This window comes from Psychrobacter sp. GTC18467, assembly GCF_055397455.1.
Genome location: NZ_AP038920.1, coordinates 116612 through 136422, shown reverse-complemented (window position 1 = coordinate 136422; position 19811 = coordinate 116612). Strand labels below are relative to the sequence as shown.

At 44.0% G+C, this 19811-nt stretch carries 20 protein-coding genes; 9 read left to right on the top strand and 11 right to left on the bottom strand.

Annotation, left to right across the window (positions count from 1 at the left end):
• Positions 1-61: 61 nt before the first annotated feature.
• Positions 62-547, top strand: coding sequence for a hypothetical protein (locus ACZ5XY_RS00495; protein WP_464741957.1), 486 nt, complete (start codon positions 62-64; stop codon positions 545-547).
• A gap of 89 nt (positions 548-636) precedes the next feature.
• Here ACZ5XY_RS00495 and ACZ5XY_RS00490 read toward each other — a convergent pair whose 3' ends face one another.
• The 4 genes from ACZ5XY_RS00490 to ACZ5XY_RS00475 are packed head-to-tail and all read right to left on the bottom strand — an operon-like array spanning position 637 to position 4848.
• Complete coding sequence (locus tag ACZ5XY_RS00490) at positions 637-1596, bottom strand: ChbG/HpnK family deacetylase (protein WP_464741955.1); 960 nt, start codon at positions 1594-1596, stop codon at positions 637-639.
• The gene (locus ACZ5XY_RS00485; RefSeq protein ID WP_464741953.1) at positions 1589-2185 is read right to left on the bottom strand and encodes a GtrA family protein; all 597 of its coding nucleotides are present in this window, start codon (positions 2183-2185) and stop codon (positions 1589-1591) included. The genes ACZ5XY_RS00490 and ACZ5XY_RS00485 overlap by 8 nt, the downstream gene beginning before the upstream one ends.
• Complete coding sequence (locus ACZ5XY_RS00480) at positions 2182-3228, bottom strand: glycosyltransferase family 2 protein (RefSeq protein WP_464741951.1); 1047 nt, start codon at positions 3226-3228, stop codon at positions 2182-2184. The genes ACZ5XY_RS00485 and ACZ5XY_RS00480 overlap by 4 nt, the downstream gene beginning before the upstream one ends.
• A 54-nt stretch (positions 3229-3282) precedes the next feature.
• Positions 3283-4848 carry a glycosyltransferase family 39 protein gene (locus ACZ5XY_RS00475; protein WP_464741949.1) on the bottom strand — a complete coding sequence of 522 codons (1566 nt, stop codon included), beginning with the start codon at positions 4846-4848 and terminating at the stop codon, positions 3283-3285.
• A gap of 144 nt (positions 4849-4992) precedes the next feature.
• Here ACZ5XY_RS00475 and ACZ5XY_RS00470 point away from each other — a divergent pair, with 144 nt between their 5' ends.
• Positions 4993-5748 (top strand): glycosyltransferase family 25 protein, encoded by a 756-nt coding sequence (locus ACZ5XY_RS00470; protein WP_464741947.1) that lies wholly within the window; start codon positions 4993-4995, stop codon positions 5746-5748.
• A gap of 115 nt (positions 5749-5863) precedes the next feature.
• Here ACZ5XY_RS00470 and ACZ5XY_RS00465 read toward each other — a convergent pair whose 3' ends face one another.
• The gene (locus ACZ5XY_RS00465; protein WP_464741945.1) at positions 5864-6556 is read right to left on the bottom strand and encodes a putative nucleotide-diphospho-sugar transferase; all 693 of its coding nucleotides are present in this window, start codon (positions 6554-6556) and stop codon (positions 5864-5866) included.
• A 65-nt stretch (positions 6557-6621) separates the two neighbouring features.
• Between ACZ5XY_RS00465 and ACZ5XY_RS00460 the strand changes: the two genes are divergently transcribed.
• Positions 6622-6960 (top strand): IS630 transposase-related protein, encoded by a 339-nt coding sequence (locus tag ACZ5XY_RS00460; protein ID WP_464741096.1) that lies wholly within the window; start codon positions 6622-6624, stop codon positions 6958-6960.
• Entirely contained in the window at positions 6947-7471 is a 525-nt protein-coding gene (locus ACZ5XY_RS00455) for an IS630 family transposase (RefSeq protein ID WP_464741094.1), read from the top strand. The genes ACZ5XY_RS00460 and ACZ5XY_RS00455 overlap by 14 nt, the downstream gene beginning before the upstream one ends.
• Positions 7472-7622: 151 nt before the next feature.
• Here ACZ5XY_RS00455 and ACZ5XY_RS00450 read toward each other — a convergent pair whose 3' ends face one another.
• The 4 genes from ACZ5XY_RS00450 to aspS form a co-directional block, all read right to left on the bottom strand.
• On the bottom strand, positions 7623-8489 hold the full coding sequence (locus tag ACZ5XY_RS00450) for a hypothetical protein (RefSeq protein WP_464741943.1): 867 nt from the start codon (positions 8487-8489) through the stop codon (positions 7623-7625).
• Positions 8490-8516: 27 nt separating this feature from the next.
• Positions 8517-9305 carry a glycosyltransferase gene (locus ACZ5XY_RS00445; RefSeq protein WP_464743649.1) on the bottom strand — a complete coding sequence of 263 codons (789 nt, stop codon included), beginning with the start codon at positions 9303-9305 and terminating at the stop codon, positions 8517-8519.
• Positions 9306-9416: 111 nt separating this feature from the next.
• Positions 9417-10325, bottom strand: a complete 909-nt coding sequence (locus ACZ5XY_RS00440; protein WP_464741941.1) for a lysophospholipid acyltransferase family protein — start codon at positions 10323-10325, stop codon at positions 9417-9419.
• Between the two features lie 84 nt (positions 10326-10409).
• Positions 10410-12251 carry an aspartate--tRNA ligase gene (gene aspS, locus ACZ5XY_RS00435; protein WP_464741939.1) on the bottom strand — a complete coding sequence of 614 codons (1842 nt, stop codon included), beginning with the start codon at positions 12249-12251 and terminating at the stop codon, positions 10410-10412.
• Between the two features lie 351 nt (positions 12252-12602).
• On the opposite strand from aspS, the gene sohB reads away from it, so the two are divergent.
• Both sohB and ACZ5XY_RS00425 read left to right on the top strand, forming a co-directional pair.
• Complete coding sequence (sohB, locus tag ACZ5XY_RS00430) at positions 12603-13601, top strand: protease SohB (RefSeq protein ID WP_464741937.1); 999 nt, start codon at positions 12603-12605, stop codon at positions 13599-13601.
• Between the two features lie 401 nt (positions 13602-14002).
• The gene (locus ACZ5XY_RS00425) at positions 14003-14704 is read left to right on the top strand and encodes an SDR family oxidoreductase (protein WP_464743647.1); all 702 of its coding nucleotides are present in this window, start codon (positions 14003-14005) and stop codon (positions 14702-14704) included.
• A gap of 87 nt (positions 14705-14791) precedes the next feature.
• On the opposite strand, the gene ACZ5XY_RS00420 is transcribed toward ACZ5XY_RS00425, so the two are convergent.
• Complete coding sequence (locus ACZ5XY_RS00420) at positions 14792-15277, bottom strand: thioesterase family protein (RefSeq protein WP_464741935.1); 486 nt, start codon at positions 15275-15277, stop codon at positions 14792-14794.
• Positions 15278-15429: 152 nt separating this feature from the next.
• On the opposite strand from ACZ5XY_RS00420, the gene xthA reads away from it, so the two are divergent.
• The 3 genes from xthA (at position 15430) to ACZ5XY_RS00405 (ending at position 18273) form a co-directional block, all read left to right on the top strand.
• Positions 15430-16251, top strand: a complete 822-nt coding sequence (gene xthA / locus ACZ5XY_RS00415) for an exodeoxyribonuclease III (protein WP_464741933.1) — start codon at positions 15430-15432, stop codon at positions 16249-16251.
• Between the two features lie 97 nt (positions 16252-16348).
• Positions 16349-17578 carry a bifunctional glutamate N-acetyltransferase/amino-acid acetyltransferase ArgJ gene (gene argJ, locus ACZ5XY_RS00410; protein WP_464741931.1) on the top strand — a complete coding sequence of 410 codons (1230 nt, stop codon included), beginning with the start codon at positions 16349-16351 and terminating at the stop codon, positions 17576-17578.
• 296 nt (positions 17579-17874) lie between these two features.
• Positions 17875-18273 carry a DUF4377 domain-containing protein gene (locus ACZ5XY_RS00405; RefSeq protein WP_464741929.1) on the top strand — a complete coding sequence of 133 codons (399 nt, stop codon included), beginning with the start codon at positions 17875-17877 and terminating at the stop codon, positions 18271-18273.
• A 94-nt stretch (positions 18274-18367) separates the two neighbouring features.
• Here ACZ5XY_RS00405 and ACZ5XY_RS00400 read toward each other — a convergent pair whose 3' ends face one another.
• Complete coding sequence (locus ACZ5XY_RS00400; protein ID WP_464741927.1) at positions 18368-19801, bottom strand: L-serine ammonia-lyase; 1434 nt, start codon at positions 19799-19801, stop codon at positions 18368-18370.
• Positions 19802-19811 lie beyond the last annotated feature (10 nt).

Genomic DNA, 19811 nt, shown 5'->3' with positions numbered 1-19811 from the left:
GCCATTACCTTTTATTCTTAATGGGCACTCAACCCACAATAACAACATAAGAGGTAATATCATGAGTCAGAATAACAACACCCAAAATAACGATGACGACAAGAAAAAAAACGACAGCACCACGGGCGCGCAAACCAACGCTCATAACAATCAAGATAAAAACAACCAAGATAAAAATAAACAAGATAAAACTTCTGATAAGTCCGATAAAAAAGACGATAAAAACAGCAGCAGTAACAACAACGCCGATACCAAAGATAAGTCAGACAGCAAAAGCAGTTCTGATAACCAATCGGACGATAAAAACAAAAAAGACAACGCATCAAAAGACGATAAATCAGATGACAAAAGCAATAATAAAGACAGCGCTGGCGACAAAAACGGCGATGATGAGTCACTAACTGAAGATGTTACCGATAAAGCAAAAAAACTGGTGGGCGCAGCTATCGACAAAGCCGCTGACTTGATGGAGTCAGGGTCAAAAATGATTAAAGAAGCCCGTAATGGTTCTGATGACTCAAACAAGAGCGATGACAAAAAGTCTTAATTTGATATTTTGTTGATTAAAAATTAAAAAAAGCCTTGCATGACGCAGGGCTTTTTGTTTTTTAAATGCTTTGTATCAAGGCTAAATTTTTAAGCGGCGATTTCTGACCATTTTACTAGGCGGACTTGGAAATCTTCTAACAAGTGTTCAAACTCATAGCTCATCAGCCAAGCAAATTCGCGCTCGCGAGCCGCTTTAATTTCGTCATTCCAGCTATTATCAGGAACTGCTGGATGGCACATAATGAGTGTCGTTACCACATTTCGCGGCAGTCTTAGCGGTACAGAATGAATGGCAGGGGTGGTGCTGCCATATTGCGCGTAAGTGCCAAGCGGCTCAAGTTCAGGCTGACACATATGAAGCCCTGCTGCCAAATAATTGGTCGTTGGGGCGGCGCTTAACCACGTCTGCCAAAGTGCTTTTAACTCATGGCGCTCTGCGTTAAAATCGTAAACTCCGGCAAAATAGTCATTGGTCTTGACGTGATGCTGAGCGCAAAGTTGCTGCCAAGCTTTGCCGCCTAAGCGGTAGATGATTTGCGATTTGGTATCTCGGATTAGCGGGGTTGTGATCCGAGCGCTTGGTAGATTGTCAGCATTATAGCGTGACGTGATTTCGTCAATTAAACACTGACGAATCATAGGCAGTTGATGAACGTGCTGATGACCGTCAACAAATACGGGCGGGCGGCTAAAGGTATCCTCAAAAACATCGAATTGCTGTTTGATCGCCTCACTGACAGCCGCTTTGTTAAGTTGTCTGGCATAGCTTGCAGTCATAAACGCCGGAAGCGGACGCTTAAGCGGTGTTGGAAAAATGCCAGTAAAATCTAAATGCAGCCCGATATCGACTTTCACCTCACGAAGCGATTGCACCTCATCGGCTGATACGCTGCCCCCTGCCATAAAGCTTGTTGAGCCGATAAGACCGCGACCGGCTAAGCGCAGTACCGCTTGAGTCACCGCAGGGGATAGTCCTAAATCATCGACATTGATAATAATAGCGCGACCTGAGTCTTTTTTTTCTTGAAGATTTGTAGGGTTAGTCATGGTTAAAGGCCCAAAGTTTACCTAAAGTAAAGGTCATTACCGTAATGATGCCTGTGACCACCAACCAAATCAGCGGGTAGTAGCGCGTCCCAAAGCCATAAAGCAAGGTCACAAATAGCGCCTGATTGACCAAAAACCCCAATGCTGAACTGGCAAACCACTTTAGCAAAGCGTGAAGTGGCGAGGGTTTTTTAGTCGACAATGAAGGCTTGGCAATGACGCCTTGATATCGTAAAAAAGTACAATCGCTTAGGTGATGCCGTTGATTATTATTGTTAATTGTGCTGCAAGGGGCGCGGCGTAAAATATCGGGATAAAGGCAGCAAGCGCCTTTGCTTGTCGTATTGTTGCCGTTATTTGTTTGGCTGTCAAGTACGGCAGTGGTTGGCTTAAAGGTGAAATGAAAGTGCCCCAAAAAGCTTATGCTAAACGCGATAAAAAAAGCGCCAACGTTTGCCAAGGCAGGGGTTATCTTTAATAGGCTGACCAAAGCAATCAGCGCGACAAAGTGCACTCCTGCGGCGACTGCCCCAACGATTAAAAACCAAAGGGCTTGGTTTGGCGCTTTAATGGACAAAGATTTCATCATTGAGGGCTAGAAATATCAAGCGGTTGCGGAGGTGGTCGGTCAACCTTGGTTAAAGGGTCACCGCTGCTGATGGTTTCCGTCACCAAATAAAGCGGTCGCTGCTTGACCTCCTCATACAGCCTGCCGATGTATTCACCAATTACCCCCAAGCAAACCAGCTGAATTCCGGTTGAAAACATAATCCCTGCTGCCACCGTCGCCCAACCGGCAACGTCACTGCCAAACAATAGCGTATCGACAACGATAAATAGACCGTATAAAAACGCCAATAGCGACACCAAAAATCCGATTCGTGAAATCAGCCGCAACGGCTTTTGCGAAAACGAGGTAATGCCAACCAGCGCCAATTCAAACAAACTGCCGTAGTTGAACTTACTTTCGCCGGTATCACGATTGTCAGCGGTAAATGGCAAGTAAACCGTATTAAATCCCACCCAAGCATAAAGCCCTTTCATAAAGCGCTGCCGCTCAGGAAGCGCCCGCAGCGCCTTGACCACCTTTTGATTCATCACCCGAAAGTCACCGGCATTAGGGCGAATCTCGTAGCGCTGACCATCTTGGATAAAATGATAAAAGCCGCTTTTAAAGGCGCGCGTAAGCTTACTTTCGCTTGGGCGGTCGGCTTGGATTCCGGCGACCATATCGACATCGGTGTTTTCAATCATAGCCAGCATTTGCCCAAGTACCGGCAAAGGGTGCTGACCATCGGCATCAATCATCGCAACGATGTCGCCGGTTGCGGCATCAATTCCGGCGCTTAAAGCCGGCTCTTTACCAAAATTTCGCGACAATCGCAGCAATTTGAGCGCCGTATTATCCGGAAGCTTGGCAATGGCTTGTTCAACAACCCCAACCAAATCATCATGGCTACCATCATCAACGATGATAATCTCACAGCTTTTAAAGCTTGACGGCGTTTTATAATCGGCAGGCAAGCTTAGATTTTGAGTAAATTCAAAAACTTGCGGCAAAAACAGCTTTAGCGCCTGAGCATCATTATAAGCGGGCATGATAAGCGACAAATAAGGCGGCGACTCAATCATGAAAAAACTCGTAACCCAAAAAATTCAAAGAAAAGGCAGTTCATCGTTAACAATTTATTTTAAACAGCGGCTTGGCACAAAAGCGACCCAATCAATAATCAGCGGCGACTTGGCTTTTGGGTCGCGCCAAGCAATTTGCCATTGACCTTGCTTTTTAATGAGCTGATTGGATGAAGTATTAAGCAACTTGTTATCAAAACTGTTTTCAAAATCGGCATTGTCAATGACGGATAATTCTTGCAGTAAGGGCAATTCAACCTCATCGCCGTTTTGCCAAATGACAAGCGTACCATGATTTTGCAGGCGTTGGGAAGTCATCCATGGTGAATGAGCGGCAGGTCCTGAAATCATTTGCGATGGAAACCCTGTGTTCATCGCCACAAGTGATCCAAGCCAACGGTCACCTGAAACGCTATCCATTGGGCAACTGCTTATGGATTGCCAAGTGGCGTTTGCTTGCTCGGCAATGGCTTGCTCGGGCCACTGCATCCGTGAGGGTTGGTGACGCAGCTTATCGCCAACGCCCACATAAACCAGCATCAATACGGTGACTAAGGCAAGCCAAACCAATAGCGCTCGCGGCAGCTTTTTTAACGCCATTGCCTGCGCGCTTGGGGCGATAAATGATACCGCAAGTAGCCCCGACAGCGACCACATCGGACTGCCCCACATATCGCGAAGTCCCAAGCCAAAAACAAGACTTAATACAATTAATACCCCAAGCGGCGCTGCCCAAAGATACCAAATCAGCGCCAGCTCTTTTGACCACTGTTTTTTATAGTCTTTAAATTTCAAAAGCGACTTATAAGACAGCAGGAGCATGATAATAAGCGGAATGTGAGCCGTGATTTGCGCACCGACAAAGCGAAGCCAGCTTAAATGACCACCCAAGATACCCGACATCGCATCCGCTTCCTCAGAGCGACCACCGGCGTAGCTGAGCGGCAACCAGTCATGAGTGATCAGCCAATACAAATGCGGCGCAAATACCGCCAACATTATGACAGCTGCAAGCCAAGGATAGGGCTTTTTGAGTAGTGACCATTGTTTTGGTAACACCAAATAAATCGCCATGGGAATAAGCAAAAAAATCACCGGATACTTGGTGAGCATCCCAAGACCGCCGATAACCCCAAACAGCAACCAATCGCTCGGCTTACCGCGTGTCACCGAATTATAAAAGGTTAAGTACAGCCCCGCCCAAATCGGAAATTGCGCCACGTTATGGTTAAATTCCAAACTCGGATAACTGTAATACAGCACCGCTAGCGTCAGAATGCTGCCTAAAAAAGCCAAGTCTTGTGATAGAGCTTTGCGACCAAGCCGATAAACCAAAACTAGTGTCAAAATGACATAAAGCTGGCTTAACAGATAAGGCCCAACATGACCAAAGAGTTGATAAAAGCTAAATAATACCCAAGAGGAGAAGGGCGGGTGCTTATAATAGCCAAGCTGCCATTCACTGCCCCAATTGATGCCCTCAGCCACGTCAATAGGAGGGCTGCTGGCAAGAAAGGCAGGGGCGATGGACCAAATGAGGAAGTAAATCAGTAATAATGAAGAGAGTCTCCAAGATTTACTATATAATAAGGTGTTTGCACTTTTTTTCAAAATAGGCATTAGATACATACCTCTTATCCTATCTGTTTAGCCTATATATTAATGATTTTTACTATGACTATATTGGTGAAATAGCTTATTATAGGCTCAGGTGATATAGCATAGAACAGTGTGTAATAATAAGTGTTGATGAGGGGAGATTTTATGATTAAAAATTATGTCATCAGTTTGCGATCTGCCAATGATAGAAGAAATCATATAGAGAATGAGTTTGCTAAAAACAAGGTTGATTTTGAATTTTTCAATGCTATTGAGCCTATAGATAATGATAGTATACTAAATATCTTTTCTATAGAGAAGAAAAGAACTGAACAGTTAAGTAATCAAGAACTAGCATGTCTTTTGAGTCATTTAAGCTTATGGCAAAGAGCAATAGACAATAATCTAGACTACATAGGAGTTTTTGAGGACGATATATTTTTAGGAAAAAATGCTGATTACCTCTTAAATAATAACGAATGGCTAAAAGGCAAAGATATTTTAAAATTGGAAAAGTTTCACAGAAAAGCAGAGTTTAGCATTAGATCAATGAGAATAGAAGGCATAAATCGAAAAATTTACAAGCTTCTAGGAAAAAATTTAGGTACTGGAGGATATATTCTATCAAACCAAGGATGTCGTTACATGATCAATTATTTAAAAGCCATCGAAAACATTGATCCTGTAGATATATTGATGTTTAACCAAGTCAAACATAAAAAGCAATTACCTGTTTTTCAATTACAACCCGCCATTGTTATTCAAGACTCTATTCTAAATCCTAATAATACAAATCTTCCTAGTTCAATCTATCATAATGAAAAACTTGAAAACAAGAAAGACAATATTCTGGATAAAATAAAGAAAGAAACAATTCGAGCTATACGGTCTTTAAGAGTAAGAAATATCTACTTTCAATAAATTTAGCTTTTTTAGATTCTTACTAAATATATAGATATATATGAAAAATTATATATTTACTAATAAAAAAATGAAATTTATTCATACGATAGCTCTTGTTGTCTAGGCAAGTTTTTTATTTAATAATGATAGATAAAGTGGCAGTTAAAAGTAATAGAATGAAAACTATTGCGAATACTTTATTTCGCCGTCGAATAAGCTTACGGCGCAGCTTAGTTTGACTGCGGCTGGCTTGATACTGCTCAATATAAATATCACCTTGATAATCTTTATCAAAAATCTTGATGTATCCCGCGCTTAGCGGCGCAACAGTTAACGCTGATTCAAGCTTTTGCATCGCGGCATCAAGACTGTCTTGATCGACCTGAGTACGCTTGCCGTGTTCTTGTTCACGAATCCATTGCTCAACCAATTGTTTGGTGGCTTCGGTGTTATTAAAAAATAGCGTACTGGCGAGATAATCATGTGACATCTCAGGCATGCCTTTGGTATTATAAAATGCAACATCAGCTGTAATATGATTAAAGTAGTCGAGCGGCTTTTTGACTCGCGCATCAGCATCTAAATATAAAATGCTTTTATTTGGAAATTCTTGCAAACATTCTAAAATAAAGTGCGGCTTAATTCGAGTATTGGCTTCCCAGTATCCCGCATCTTTCACTTCTTTAAAATAATAGCTGATCTTAAAGTCATCTAACGTTTGTTTTAATGCTTTAGCATGATCCAAATAACTTTGGGTATAAAAGCAGCACACCAAAAAGCGGTCGGTATCGTTGATATGTTGAAAATCGGCATGCGATGTTGTCATGATATAGCCAAATCACCCTAAAAATGTTATAAAATAAAACATCTTAACTAACACCTCAATGAATCATGACCTATTCCTTAGACTTTCGCAAACAAGTGCTTAAAAGCTTAGATAAAGGCATGACCTTTGCTGAAGCTGCCGTATTTTATGACATCAGCCCGACCACCATTCAAAAGTGGAAGAAGCGGCTTCACAGTAAAACCACTCGCAATGTCACCGCGCGAAAGATACCCGATGATGCGTTGCGTAAAGACGTTGAAGACTATCCCGACAGCTATCATTACGAACGTGCTGCCCGCTTGAACTGCAGTGCCTCAGGGATTTGTGAGGCATTAAAGCGCTTGGGAATCAGCAAAAAAAAAGACCTTAGAACACCCAAACGCTTGCCCGATGAAAAGAGCTGAGTTTGAAGCCAAGCTTCAGTGCTTCAAACAGCAAGGCTTTCCCATCGTTTATATGGACGAAAGTGGCTTTGAGCATGAAACGATAAGACCATATGGTTATGCACCGATAGGTAAGCCCTGTATCGACAGCGACAATTGGCAAGGCAAAAAACGTACCAACGTCATCGGAGCTTTATATCAAAAGGCCTTGTTTGCGCTAGAATTCATTGAAAAGAACGTCAATTGGCGGGTGATTTATGACTGGTGCAAGTACAAACTGATTCCAAGCCTTAAAACCAAATGTGTGATTGTTATGGATAACGCCTCCTTTCACAAAAACCGTCGCATTGCCAAACTGCTCAACCGTCATGGTCATCGTATCCTTTGGCTGCCGCCTTACAGTCCTGACTTAAATCTTATCGAAAACAAGTGGGCTCAAGTAAAATTCTTAAGACAAGGTTGGATAGAAAATGACTTATCAAAGCTGTTTTATGACATTCATCCAAACCATAACTCTTTTAAAGTGAACTGACTATAGTACCTCTTGATCGCCTATGGCTAAACTTACCCAAACTTAATGATTATGACTTTAACGTGATGATTTAAGCCAAGTTATAGCATTAAGTGGGGCGATTTTATCAGCTTTAGTACGGCGATCATAGTTAAAACTGAGATTTTCAAAGTCATTTTAAAGGCTTAGACTTCAACGACGTGAATAAATCTTTGGAGATGGGGGAGTGGTTAATAACGGCAACGCCGTGCTGCTGATAAACTTCGGTTAACAAATTAAATGAGGGCACGATGCGCTCAAAAATGGCTTTATCGAGTTTAGAAGGTGCTTGATTTTGTGCATTTTCATAAAATCTTGGTAGGGCGCTATTTAATAAATCAATTCCGAATAAATGCATTGCCCCTACCTTTTTACTAAAAGCAAGTTGGGCTGCGATATAAGCAACCGTTCCTGCTTCTACAAAGCCGTGAGTGACGTCGAGTGATACGCCAATTGGTGCAGGTTTATGATTGGTATCAATAACAAAATTTGGATCGCTAGCAAATGAAATTAGCGGCTTTTTGCGATTAAGCCAAGTATTTTTAAAATTGAGTTTTTGAAATAAGGTCTGATTGGCTTTTACGCCCCAAGGTCTATCAACCGGAAATAAGAGCCGCATTGCCTTATGATACCTTAGCATAAGCTGAGGATAAAGCGCGGCGATAGATTCAAAAACCGCAGCCGTAGCATAAAGCGGCTGACCGTGATAATACTGCGTTAAAATATCTTGCTGATGGCTAATAAAGCGGGCATCGCTGATGACGTAGCCGGCAATATTGCAAAAATTATACTGACCTTGCAAGCTGATGCTGCCGTTAACAAATATCGTGGGCATAGCAAGCTGCTCGCTTGCAAAGCCAATATCTGCTATAGAAGGTCCGGAAGCTATGATATTGACTGGTAATTGGTTCAGGCTTTCAGAGTCGCTCGCCGAATCAAAGGCATTGATTTGAATGACGTTATCATCAATTATAAATTCAGCAAAACGAGGGATTGCCAAAGCGGGCTCCAATAATAACAGTAAGATTTAGTTCCAGTGATCGATAAGCCAAGGACTTGGTAAAACCCGCCGATACCATTTACCGCCGCCGCCTGTGATGGCGTCAGGTGGGTTAATCTCACCATGAAAAATAACGATTTTTGCGCCATCAGGCAAGGTGGGGGCGCGAACAAAGTTAAGCAGCGGCGGTGCCATACATTGATATTTAAAGCTGACGCACCACGATTTATCCCAATATTCAAGGTGGTGATGCTCGCGTAGATAGTTGGACAAATAAGCCTGCTCGTGGCGGACTTCTTGGCGAATGGTTTCAAAATTGCGCTCAAAATTGGCAAGTAAGTCAGGATAAGTGTTCATTCCAACTTTAAAGCGATACACTGAGCTGTTACCAATCATTCGCCACGGCTTTTTCCAATCACGGATAATCACCACGCTGTCATCATGAGCGGCTTGATAAGTAAAAAAGCCGTCAATATTATCAACGATAACAATATCAATATCTAAAAATAGCGCCATGCCTTTTAAGCCGTACAATTCAGGCTTAAACGTGGTCAGCTTTTTCCAGCCGCGTTCAGGAAGATTGGCAGGCAGATTAAGTTCAGGGATTGGAAAGCATTTAACATCGGGATGGATATCGGTGTCATCATCGGTGAGGCAGACCATTTGAAACTCTAAGGTCAAATGGCGACGAACCATATTATATAGCCGGTTAACAAACTCCGACCCATACTTAGTGCCCCATTTCATACAGATGATATAGCGCTGATTACCAGCTATGTTTTGGGTCTCATTAGATAATGGGTTGGGCACAGGCATCATACTCTCAAAATCGCTAAAAACGGCATTATTTTAGCATGATTTACCCACGAATAAAGCTGCTTAAATGTTAGGAGTATCGTTACCGTAATGAAGCTTTTGCCAAAAAATTTAGGGTTTTGTTTGAAGGAAAGCGGTTAACGCATCAGAGGAAGCGATATAAGGATTGCCAAGATTGGGGATATGTTTAAACCGGCGATAGCCCCACATATAATGGCTAAAATAAGCGTTAATCATTTTCTCCATTTCAGCGTTGAGTGCGGCGCTTGAGATGTCCGCTTTTCTATCATAAAGCTTTGGGTCATCAAGTTGATAGCAAAAAATATCAAAGCCTTTATTGTCATCGCGGCGAATACAAGATAAACCAACCAACGCGCAGCGCGTTTTGCTGGCAAGCTTTGAAGCAAGGGTGCTTGTGAGGGTCTCAATACCAAAAAAAGGTACGACAACGCCGCCTGAGGGTTCAGGGACATGGTCAGGCAAGATAATACTAAAGCCGCCTTGTTTGAGCGTTTTAAAAATGGCTTTAACGCCTGTAGCATCCGTTGGTACCAATGTGGCGTTTAAGCGCTGCCGACCTTGAAGCACAAAGTCATTGGTCACTTTGCCTTTAACGGGCTTATACATGATGGTTGGCGCGCCAAATTGGTTCAGCCAAGCGTTCATGATTTCCCACGTGCCAAGGTGCGGGACAATGGCAAGCATACCATTTGGGTTGGCAAGACCTTGTTGCAAAATCTCGATATTATGAACGTCGTTAATTTGAGCAATGCTCCAATCCGGCGGCATTGCCCAACTTTTTACCGATTCAACCGTGCTTAAGCATTGGTTTTGGATGATTTCTTTGATGAGTTGCTGTTTTTTAGCGTGGTCAAGATTTGGCGCGATTAACGCCAAATTGGTGGTGATGGTTCGCGTGATGCTTAAGTTTGGTAAAAAAAGCATCAGCCAAGCAACCAACCGTGCCAAAATCTGAAGCACAGACAATGGCACAAATTTAAAAATCTGATAAGGGTTCATGAGGCGTCACAAACCCTAGTTGTTACTGCAAAAAACCACATAATACTGATTTATTTAACCTTTTATCTAGCTTTTTATTTAGCCTTATTCGGGTTGGGCTTTTTCACGAACGCGAATGCCAAGCTCTCGAAGCTGCTTGTTATCCACCTCAGCAGGCGCTTGGGTTAATGGACAATCGGCAGTTTTGGTTTTCGGGAAAGCAATCACATCACGGATTGAGCTTGCGCCAACCATCAGCATAATTAAGCGGTCTAAGCCAAATGCCAAGCCACCATGCGGCGGCGCACCAAATTTTAGCGCATCAAGTAAGAAGCTGAATTTATCTTTGGCCTCAGTTTCATCAATACCAAGCGCTTCAAAGACAGCTTGCTGCATCTCAAGGGTATTAATACGAAGGCTACCACCGCCAACTTCAGTTCCGTTAAGTACCATATCATAAGCGATAGATAGCGCTGTTTCTGGGCTGTCTTTAAGCTCACTGACTGAGCCTTTTGGCTTGGTAAATGGATGGTGCATGGACGTCCATTTGCCATCGTCCGTTTCTTCAAACATTGGGAAATCGGTGACCCAAAGTGGCGCCCAAGTGCAAGTTTCAAGCTCTAAATCAAGACCGATTTTTTGACGCAGCGCGCCCATGGCGTCATTGACCACGCGAGCTTTGTCCGCGCCGAAGAAAATGATATCACCATTTTCAGCACCTGTACGTTCAATAAGATTGGCAAGAACCTCATCGGTCATATTTTTGATAATAGGCGACTGAAGTCCTGAGTCTTGGTCAACGCCGTTATTAATTTTGCTGACATCATTAACTTTAATATACGCCAAGCCGCGAGCGCCATAAATACCAACAAACTTGGTATATTCATCGATTTGCTTTCGGCTAAGCGTGCCACCATTAGGAACGCGAAGGGCAGCAACGCGACCTTTTGGGTCGTTGGCAGGACCTGAAAAGACTTTAAAGTCAACGTCTTTCATTAAATCAGCCACATCGACCAGTTTTAATGGAATTCGTAAATCGGGCTTGTCTGACGCGTAATCGCGCATGGCTTCCGCGTAAGTCAATCGCGGAAAATCTGGCAAATCAACATCAAGCATGGTTTTAAATAAATGCTTAATTAAGCCTTCGTTAAGGCTCATGATTTCTTCTTCGGTTAAAAAAGAAGTTTCGATATCAACTTGGGTAAATTCAGGCTGACGGTCAGCGCGTAAGTCTTCATCGCGGAAGCATTTAGCGATTTGGTAATAACGGTCAAATCCTGACACCATCAATAGCTGTTTAAAGAGCTGCGGTGATTGTGGCAGGGCAAAGAAGTTACCCGGACGCGTTCGTGACGGTACTAAATAATCGCGAGCGCCTTCAGGGGTGGCTCGGGTCAAAATAGGCGTTTCAACGTCCAAAAAGCCATGGTCATCTAAATAACGGCGAATGGCTGAGGTTGCGCGAGCGCGAAAGACCATGCGGTCTTGCATCTGCGGGCGGCGCATATCAAGATAGCGATACTTTAAACGCAAATCTTCAGACGCGGTAGTATTGTCATCATTGAGCGGGAACGGCGGCGTTTCAGATTTAGCAAGCACTTCAATTTGTTTGCCCAAAAGCTCAACCTGACCGCTGACCATATTTGGGTTTTCAGTGCCTTCGTAGCGACGGCGGACACGACCGGTAATTTTTAGCACGTATTCAGGGCGCGCCGCATCAGCAGTGGCAAAGGCTTCAGGGGTATCAGGGTCAACAACGACCTGCAAAATTCCCGCACGGTCGCGCAAATCTAAGAAAATCACGCCGCCGTGGTCGCGACGACGATGCACCCAGCCGACGATAGTTATGGTTTTATCAAGCAAGCGCTCATTCACCGCGCCGCAGTATTCATCGCGGTTTTCACTTGTGGTTATCAAATCTTTTGGTGTCTGATTGCTTTGCGTCATCGTTTGTGTTCCAGTTTTAAGCCCAATTCAAAAGTCGCCAATTGACCCATTTTGATAAAATCTTACCAAAATATGCCAACATCGCAGCCCCGCTGCCATAGCGATAAAAATAAATCTAAACGCGTATTATGCCTAATGTGCCCCTGTTATACAACTCTCAAGCTCAATCGCTGGCAAATTGTACGGATAATCATGGGTAGATAAGCAAAACTTAGGCAGCGATGAGTTTTGCCACAATTAATCACCAAATCTTACTTGCAATCTTGCGCTCGCAGAAGCATATTATTTGCCATTAATTTTTTAAGTAAAATTTTTTGAAAAAATCTCACCAGTTATGATAAGGATAAATCAATGTTGTCACCTGCCCCTAAAAATCCGGTTGAGCTTAAAGTTACCCATCTCAACAAAGTCCAAAATCAGCGCCAAGAGCACTTAGTTGAAGCTACTCAAGGCAAAAAAGCCCTCAAGCTTTTTAAAAAGCAACAGGAAAAACAACAAGAAAAGCAGCTTAGCAAAAAAGCCAAATCAAGCTTGAAGCAAAAACTGACGAATAAAGCCAAAAAAGAAGACAGCAATCAGCAAGTCTTTGTGTTGGATTTTGATGGCGATATGAAAGCCACAGCCGTTAAGCATTTGCGAGATGAAATCAGCACCTTAATTAGTACGGCAAATAAGGGCGATGAGGTTATCGTTCGCCTTGAGTCCTCCGGCGGCTTGGTTCACAGCTACGGCTTGGCAGCGGCGCAATTGGCAAGGCTTAAAGATGCCGGACTAAAACTGACCGTTTGCGTGGATAAGGTGGCAGCAAGCGGCGGCTACATGATGGCCTGCGTTGCCGATACCATTATCGCCGCGCCGTTTGCGGTCATTGGTTCAATTGGGGTGGTATCTCAGCTACCAAACTTTCATAAATGGCTTAAAAATCATGATGTTGATTATGAAATGTTCACCGCAGGCGACTATAAGCGGACGGTGACTGTGTTTGGCGAAAATGATGATAAAGACCGCGCCAAATACCAAGAAGAACTTGAGCAAACGCACTTGTTATTTAAAGACTTTGTCAATCGTTATCGCAACATGCTTGATTTGGACAAAGTAGCCACCGGCGAGCATTGGTACGGTGAGGACGCGCTGCATTTAAATTTGGTTGACCGGCTACAAACGTCCGACAGCTATATCTTAGAGCGAATGGCAGAGCATGAGGTTTATGCGCTGCAATCACGGCAAAAGCCCACGCTTGCTGAAAAATTAGGACTAGCGCAAGCTGCGGAAGCGGGAATTAATATTGCGATTGATAAAATTCCTGAATTGATGGGTAAAATTGAGAGTGCTCAGCGCTTGCTAAAATAGGATTTTTTACTGATTAATGATAAACCATGGTTCATTTTTTATGGTTTTAAAGCGTTGGCGCAACGGTCGACGCTTTTTATTTTTCCTTAAAGTATCTTGAAACAATATCAGTATTTACAAGCAAGCGTATTTACAATAGTCTAGCAATCTTAGATAAAACTATACTTTTTTATGCTGCTGTTGTCAGCGCATCAGATTAAAGATAATAAAGTTGAGGATGAAAAAGAACTGCTATGCAACAAAAATTACTCCGTAAGCTGACCCATACCGCGCAGCATGGTCGCGAGCAAGCTTTTGGCGCCATTTTGCCGGAGCGCTACCTAAAGGGGCTGGAAATTGCCAAAGTAGGTCGCGGCAAGACGGTATTGATTACTGGTGCCAGCTCAGGAATCGGTGAGGGCATGGCACGAGTTTTTGCTAAGCTTGGTTATAATTTGGCGATTTGTGCGCGCCGAACTGACCGGCTTGAGCAGCTAAAAGCTGAGCTGTTAGCGCAGTTTCCTGATATTAAAATTGAATATTTGGCGCTTGATGTCAGCGACTACAATGCGGTGTTTCGGGTGTTTAAAGAGTTTGCCGATAAGTTTGGGCAAATCGATAAAGTGATTGTCAATGCCGGAATTGGCGAGAGTCGCCAAATTGGCAAAGGTCGCTTTGAAACCAACCGCAAGACCGCTGAGGTGAACTTCATTGGCGCCCTTGCTCAATGCGAGGCGGCAATGCAACATTTTCGCGCCAAAAATGCAGGGCAATTGGTGGTGATTTCAAGCATGTCAGCAATGCGCGGTCTTCCTAAACACATGACCACTTACGGGGCAACGAAAGCCGGACTTGCGTACTTAGCAGAGGGTATTCGCGCTGATATGCTTTTAAATGACTTGCCGATTAAAGTCTCCACCATTTATCCAGGTTACATCCGAACCGAAATCAATACCAATGCCAAACCGCTACCGTTTCAGGTGGATGCTGAAACCGGAACCAATGCCATTGTTGCGGCTATTGAAGCTGAAGTTGATGAAGCTTGCGTTCCAAGTCTGCCATGGTCGCTTGTGGGTCAAATTATGAAGCGCTTACCGCTCAATATCGTGAATAGAATCAGCTAACTGCTCAGTGTTTTCATTGATTTTGCCTACTAAGCCTGACGACAATTTCGCTCAGGCTTTTTGCTTGATGGGCATTTAATAATTAAATCAGTGCTGATTGAGCGTGTTTTGAATGGTATCATGAAGCACTTTTGGTACGCGAATGGGGCGAATATTGCCGCTTGCAGAATTTGCGTCTGTGTTGGCTTGATTTTCAACGCAAGCAATAACGATTTTGGCGCGGCTTAATAACGTTGATGCGCCTTTTTTAGCCTCTTTTCGATGAATGCTTTGATGAAAAATTAAGCTTGCAGGTTTAATGTCGATGTGGTCAATTTGAACCGTTATCCGCTCATCAAGTAAAATGGCTTTTTGATATTTGATGTCGATTTGGCTGACGACAAAGTGTTGTAAATTGCCCTCTTCACTGGTTAAAAAATAGGTGTTTAGCCCAATTTTGGTCAAATAATCGCGGCGGCAGTTTTCAAAAAACACCAAATGGTTGGCATGATAAACGATGCCACCGGCGTCAGTATGGTTGATATAAATTTGATATTCTGTAGCAAAAACAGGGGCAGAAGTTGCGTTGCTCATCGGTTGGTTTCTCTTAAAATAAGGTTGATGGGGTAAAATTAAATCATGCTGCGGATTAAGATAAATTAACTTAGCACAAAAATACAGCGCGGGCTAAAATTAATCACCGCGACCTGTCAACAGCAATACAGCACTTTAAAATAGGATGTTTCATGACCCGATTTATGAGTTTTAATATTAACGGTATTCGCGCGCGCCAGCATCAGCTTGAGGCGGTTCGCGACATCATCGACCCTGATGTGATAGGGCTTCAAGAAACCAAGGTTCATGATGAGCAGTTTCCGCTAGCCGATGTCGCAGGTCTTGGTTATCATGTGGAATATTTTGGTCAAAAAGCGCACTATGGGGTGGCGCTCTTGTCAAAAACTGCGCCTATTTTTGTGCAAAAAGGCTTTCCTTGGGAGGGCGATGACGCCCAAAAGCGCTTTATCCATGCAAGATATGAGCTGCAAAACCGCGAAATCGACGTATTAAACGGCTATTTTCCGCAAGGTGAAAGCTTGGAGCACCCCATCAAGTTTCCGATGAAGCGCGCTTATTATGCCGATTTGATGCGTTATATTGATGAGCTTAAAAATGAGGGGCGCTCGCTTGTGGTGATGGGCGATATGAACGTGGCTCCTGAAGATATTGATGTGGGCATCGGTGAGGTGAATGCCAAGCGTTGGCTTAAAAATAATAAATGCTCATTTTTGCCGGAGGAGCGCGAGTGGTACGCAGATTTGCTGTCAAGGCAGCTTACCGACACCTACCGTTTGCATTATCCAAACAGTAGCGATTATTTTAGTTGGTTTGATTATCGCAGTCGCGGTTTTAATGATGACCCAAAGCGCGGATTGCGAATTGACCATATTTTATGCAGTGATGATTTAAGTGATAAATGTATTGACGCTGGTATCAGCTATCCGCTGCGGGCAATGGAAAAGCCGTCCGACCACGCGCCGATTTGGTCAGCTTTTGACTTTAGCAAATAGGCGTTTAGCAACTAAGTTTTAACCACTCGTTTTTATCAATAACTTTAACTTTAACTTTCTAATTTTCTAATTTTTTTATTTTAAGGAAGGAATGTTTATGGCGGTCGGTGATATTTCAACTCCCAAAACCATGTTTGCCATCGATGGCGTAAAATTAAGCACCACAGCGGCAGGGGTTCGCTACCAAAATCGTGATGATTTGGTCGTTATTGAGATTGCAGAAGGCAGCTCAACGGCAGCGGTTACCACCAAAAATGCCTTTTGCGCCGCACCGGTTCGTCTTTTACGTGAGCATATTGCAAAGGCAGCGCCGCGCTATTTGGTGATTAATACGGGAAATGCCAACGCCGGAACAGGCGCTGACGGTCTTGCTCGCGCCGAAGCGGTTTGTCAGGCTTTAGCACAAAAAGCAGGCGTGACTAGCGCGGCTATTTTGCCATTTTCAACGGGGGTGATTGGTGAGCCGCTCAACAGTGAAGCGATTGTCAATGGTTTGGATAAGGCGCTTGCAAGCCTAAGCACGGATGGCTGGCTTGCAGCGGCAAACGGTATCCGAACCACCGACACCATTCCCAAAGCTGCAAGCGGGCAAGTTGAAATTGACGGCACCACGTATCATATTTCCGGCATTTCTAAAGGCTCAGGAATGATTCGCCCCAATATGGCAACGATGCTTGGCTTCGTTGCCACGGACGCCGATATTGCCCCTGAAACGCTTCAAGCCATGCTCACCGCCATTAATGAGCAAACCTTTAACCGCATCACCGTTGATGGCGACACCTCAACCAATGATTGCTGCGTGCTCATCGCCACCAAAGCGGTGAAAAGTGCTTCAGGAACGATTGACAGTCAAGACCATCCGCACTTCAACGCGCTATTTGATGCCTTGCAATCGGTATTTTTAAGATTGGCGCAATTAATCGTCCGTGATGGCGAGGGCGCAACCAAGTTTATCACCGTGAAAGTTACGGGTGGCAAAACCTCGCAAGAGTGCTGCGATGTGGCGTATTCGGTGGCGCATTCACCACTGGTAAAAACGGCTTTTTTTGCCAGTGACGCCAATTGGGGTCGGATTTTGGCGGCGGTTGGTTATGCAGGGCTTGAGGATTTGGATACCGAACAGGTCAATGTCTGCTTGGATGAGGTGATGATTTGTCAAAATGGTGGTCTTGCTTCCGACTATTCTGAGAGCCAAGGCGACCTCGTCATGAGCCGACCTGAAATCACCATTCACATTGATTTGGGTCGCGGGGAGGCGTCAGATACGGTTTATACTTGTGATTTGTCTTACGATTACGTCAAAATTAATGCTGATTATCGCAGTTAACTAACGTTAAGCTAAATGTTAAGCCAAAATTGTTTATAACATGATTGGGCTTTAGGTTGCAAACCTTGACGTTACGTTACAAAGCAGTTATAGAGCCCAGTCATTTTCGACCCTTATACTAATTATCGTACCACGGCAAAATGAGGTAATAAGTGAGTAGGCAGCAAAATTGTCCTAACTCACGGTTAGCCTTTCGCAGTCTTGCACTGGCTACCGCTTTTTAACATCATAAAAAGTATAAAAAAACATCAATAAGCGCTTTTTGAGCGTAACGATAATAATATAAGGATAAAATAATGAAAACATTAGTGATGGCAGCCTTAGCAGCAACCTTGACCCTAGCAGGCTGTTCGACCATGAATTTGAACGATGAACGTGCTATGGTTGTCGATGGTAAACCGGTGAGCGTCAAGGTGGTGAATATCCCAAGCTTTAACGTTGAGATTGCGCCGCGAAAAGCCATTTGTGAGTTTACGGACAAAAACGGCAGAATGATTGAATCTGAATGTTTGCAGTACCGCCAAACCCATCAAAAAAACTTCAATACGTTAAATGGCGACATTCAAGGCTTTACTTATGAGCCAAACTACCGTTATGTGTTAGACGTTCGTCAAGAAGCGGTTGCTGACCCTGTTTCAGGAGTGGTAAAACCCGTTTGGTTATTAAACAAAGTGATTTCCAAAACGGCTGAATAATCTGTTTTTAAGCATTTAAATGATTGAAAAAAAGACCTTTAACTGAGTTAAAGGTCTTTTTTTTGCAAAAATTAAGGGGTAAATAATAATAGCGCTAACATTGACTGTATTTCACTGAAACGCCTTGATTTGCCGTCAAAATGCGATTGTCGGCAAAGACTGCCAGACCGCCGCGCGAGGTTTCTTTATATTTGTCGTTCATGTCCTCGCCAGTTTTTTTCATGGTTTCAACGACTTTATCAAAGGAGACAAAATGCTGACCATTGCCGCGGCAGGCAAGGCGGGCGGCGTTGATGGCTTTGACCGCGCCCATGGCGTTGCGCTCGATACACGGCACTTGAACCAAGCCGCCAACAGGGTCACAAGTTAAGCCAAGATTATGCTCAATGCCAATTTCAGCGGCATTCAAACATTTTGCCGCGTCACCATTCATGATTTCAGCCAGTGCCGATGCCGCCATCGCACAAGCTGAACCAACCTCACCTTGACAGCCAACTTCAGCGCCAGAAATCGAGGCATTTTCTTTAATTAAGCTGCCAATGGCGGTGGCATTTAACAAAAACTTACGAGCGCCCTCAAGACTATAAGCCGGTAAAAAGTCGCGGTAATAATGCATCACCGCCGGAATAATCCCTGCCGCGCCGTTGGTTGGGGCGGTGACCACGTTGCCGCCGTTGGCATTTTCTTCATTGACGGCTAAGGCGTACAAATCGACCCAATCCATCGCCGCAAGCTTGTCGTTTTTATTCAGATGTTGCTCTTTTTCAGCGCAAAGCTGTAAGTATAACCCTTGAGCGCGGCGTTTGACCTCAAGACCACCGGGCAGCGTGCCATCATTTTCACAGCCACGGCGAACGCAATCTTGCATGGCCTGCCAAATGGAATCCAAATAGTCCAAAACGTCTTTTTCATCGCGGTAATGGCACTCATTGGCAAGCACCAATTCGCTGATGTTCAGTTGGTGTTTTTGGCATTGTTCAAGCAGTTCAGCACCGGTGTTAAATGGGTAGGGGATGGAGGCAATCGTTGGCGCGGCGTGGTCTTCTTCAGGCGTGGTCGCGTCACTTTCATTAATGACAAAACCACCGCCAACTGAATAATAGGTTTGCTGATAGCTTGAGCCGTCATTAAAACGAGCATGCAGCGTCAAGGCGTTTGGGTGATACGGCATTACGGTATCGCCATACCAATGAATGTCGTTGTCGGCATTAAAATCAATATCGTGCTTGCCGGCTAAATTAAGGCGATGGTCAGCAAAAATCGGCGCTAAATAATGCTCGGTCAACTGCGTGTCAATGGTGGCAGGCTTGTGACCTAATAGCCCAAGCAAAATAGCCGTGTCGGTGGCGTGACCTTTTCCGGTGGCGGCAAGGGAGCCGAACAGCTCAATTTCAATGTGGTTAACGTCATCAAGTTTTGCCTGCTCGCTAAGCGCTTGTAAAAATAAATTTGCCGCAACCATAGGGCCTACCGTATGCGAGCTTGAGGGTCCAATGCCAATTTTAAATAAATCAAAAACACTAATCATTATTTTGTCC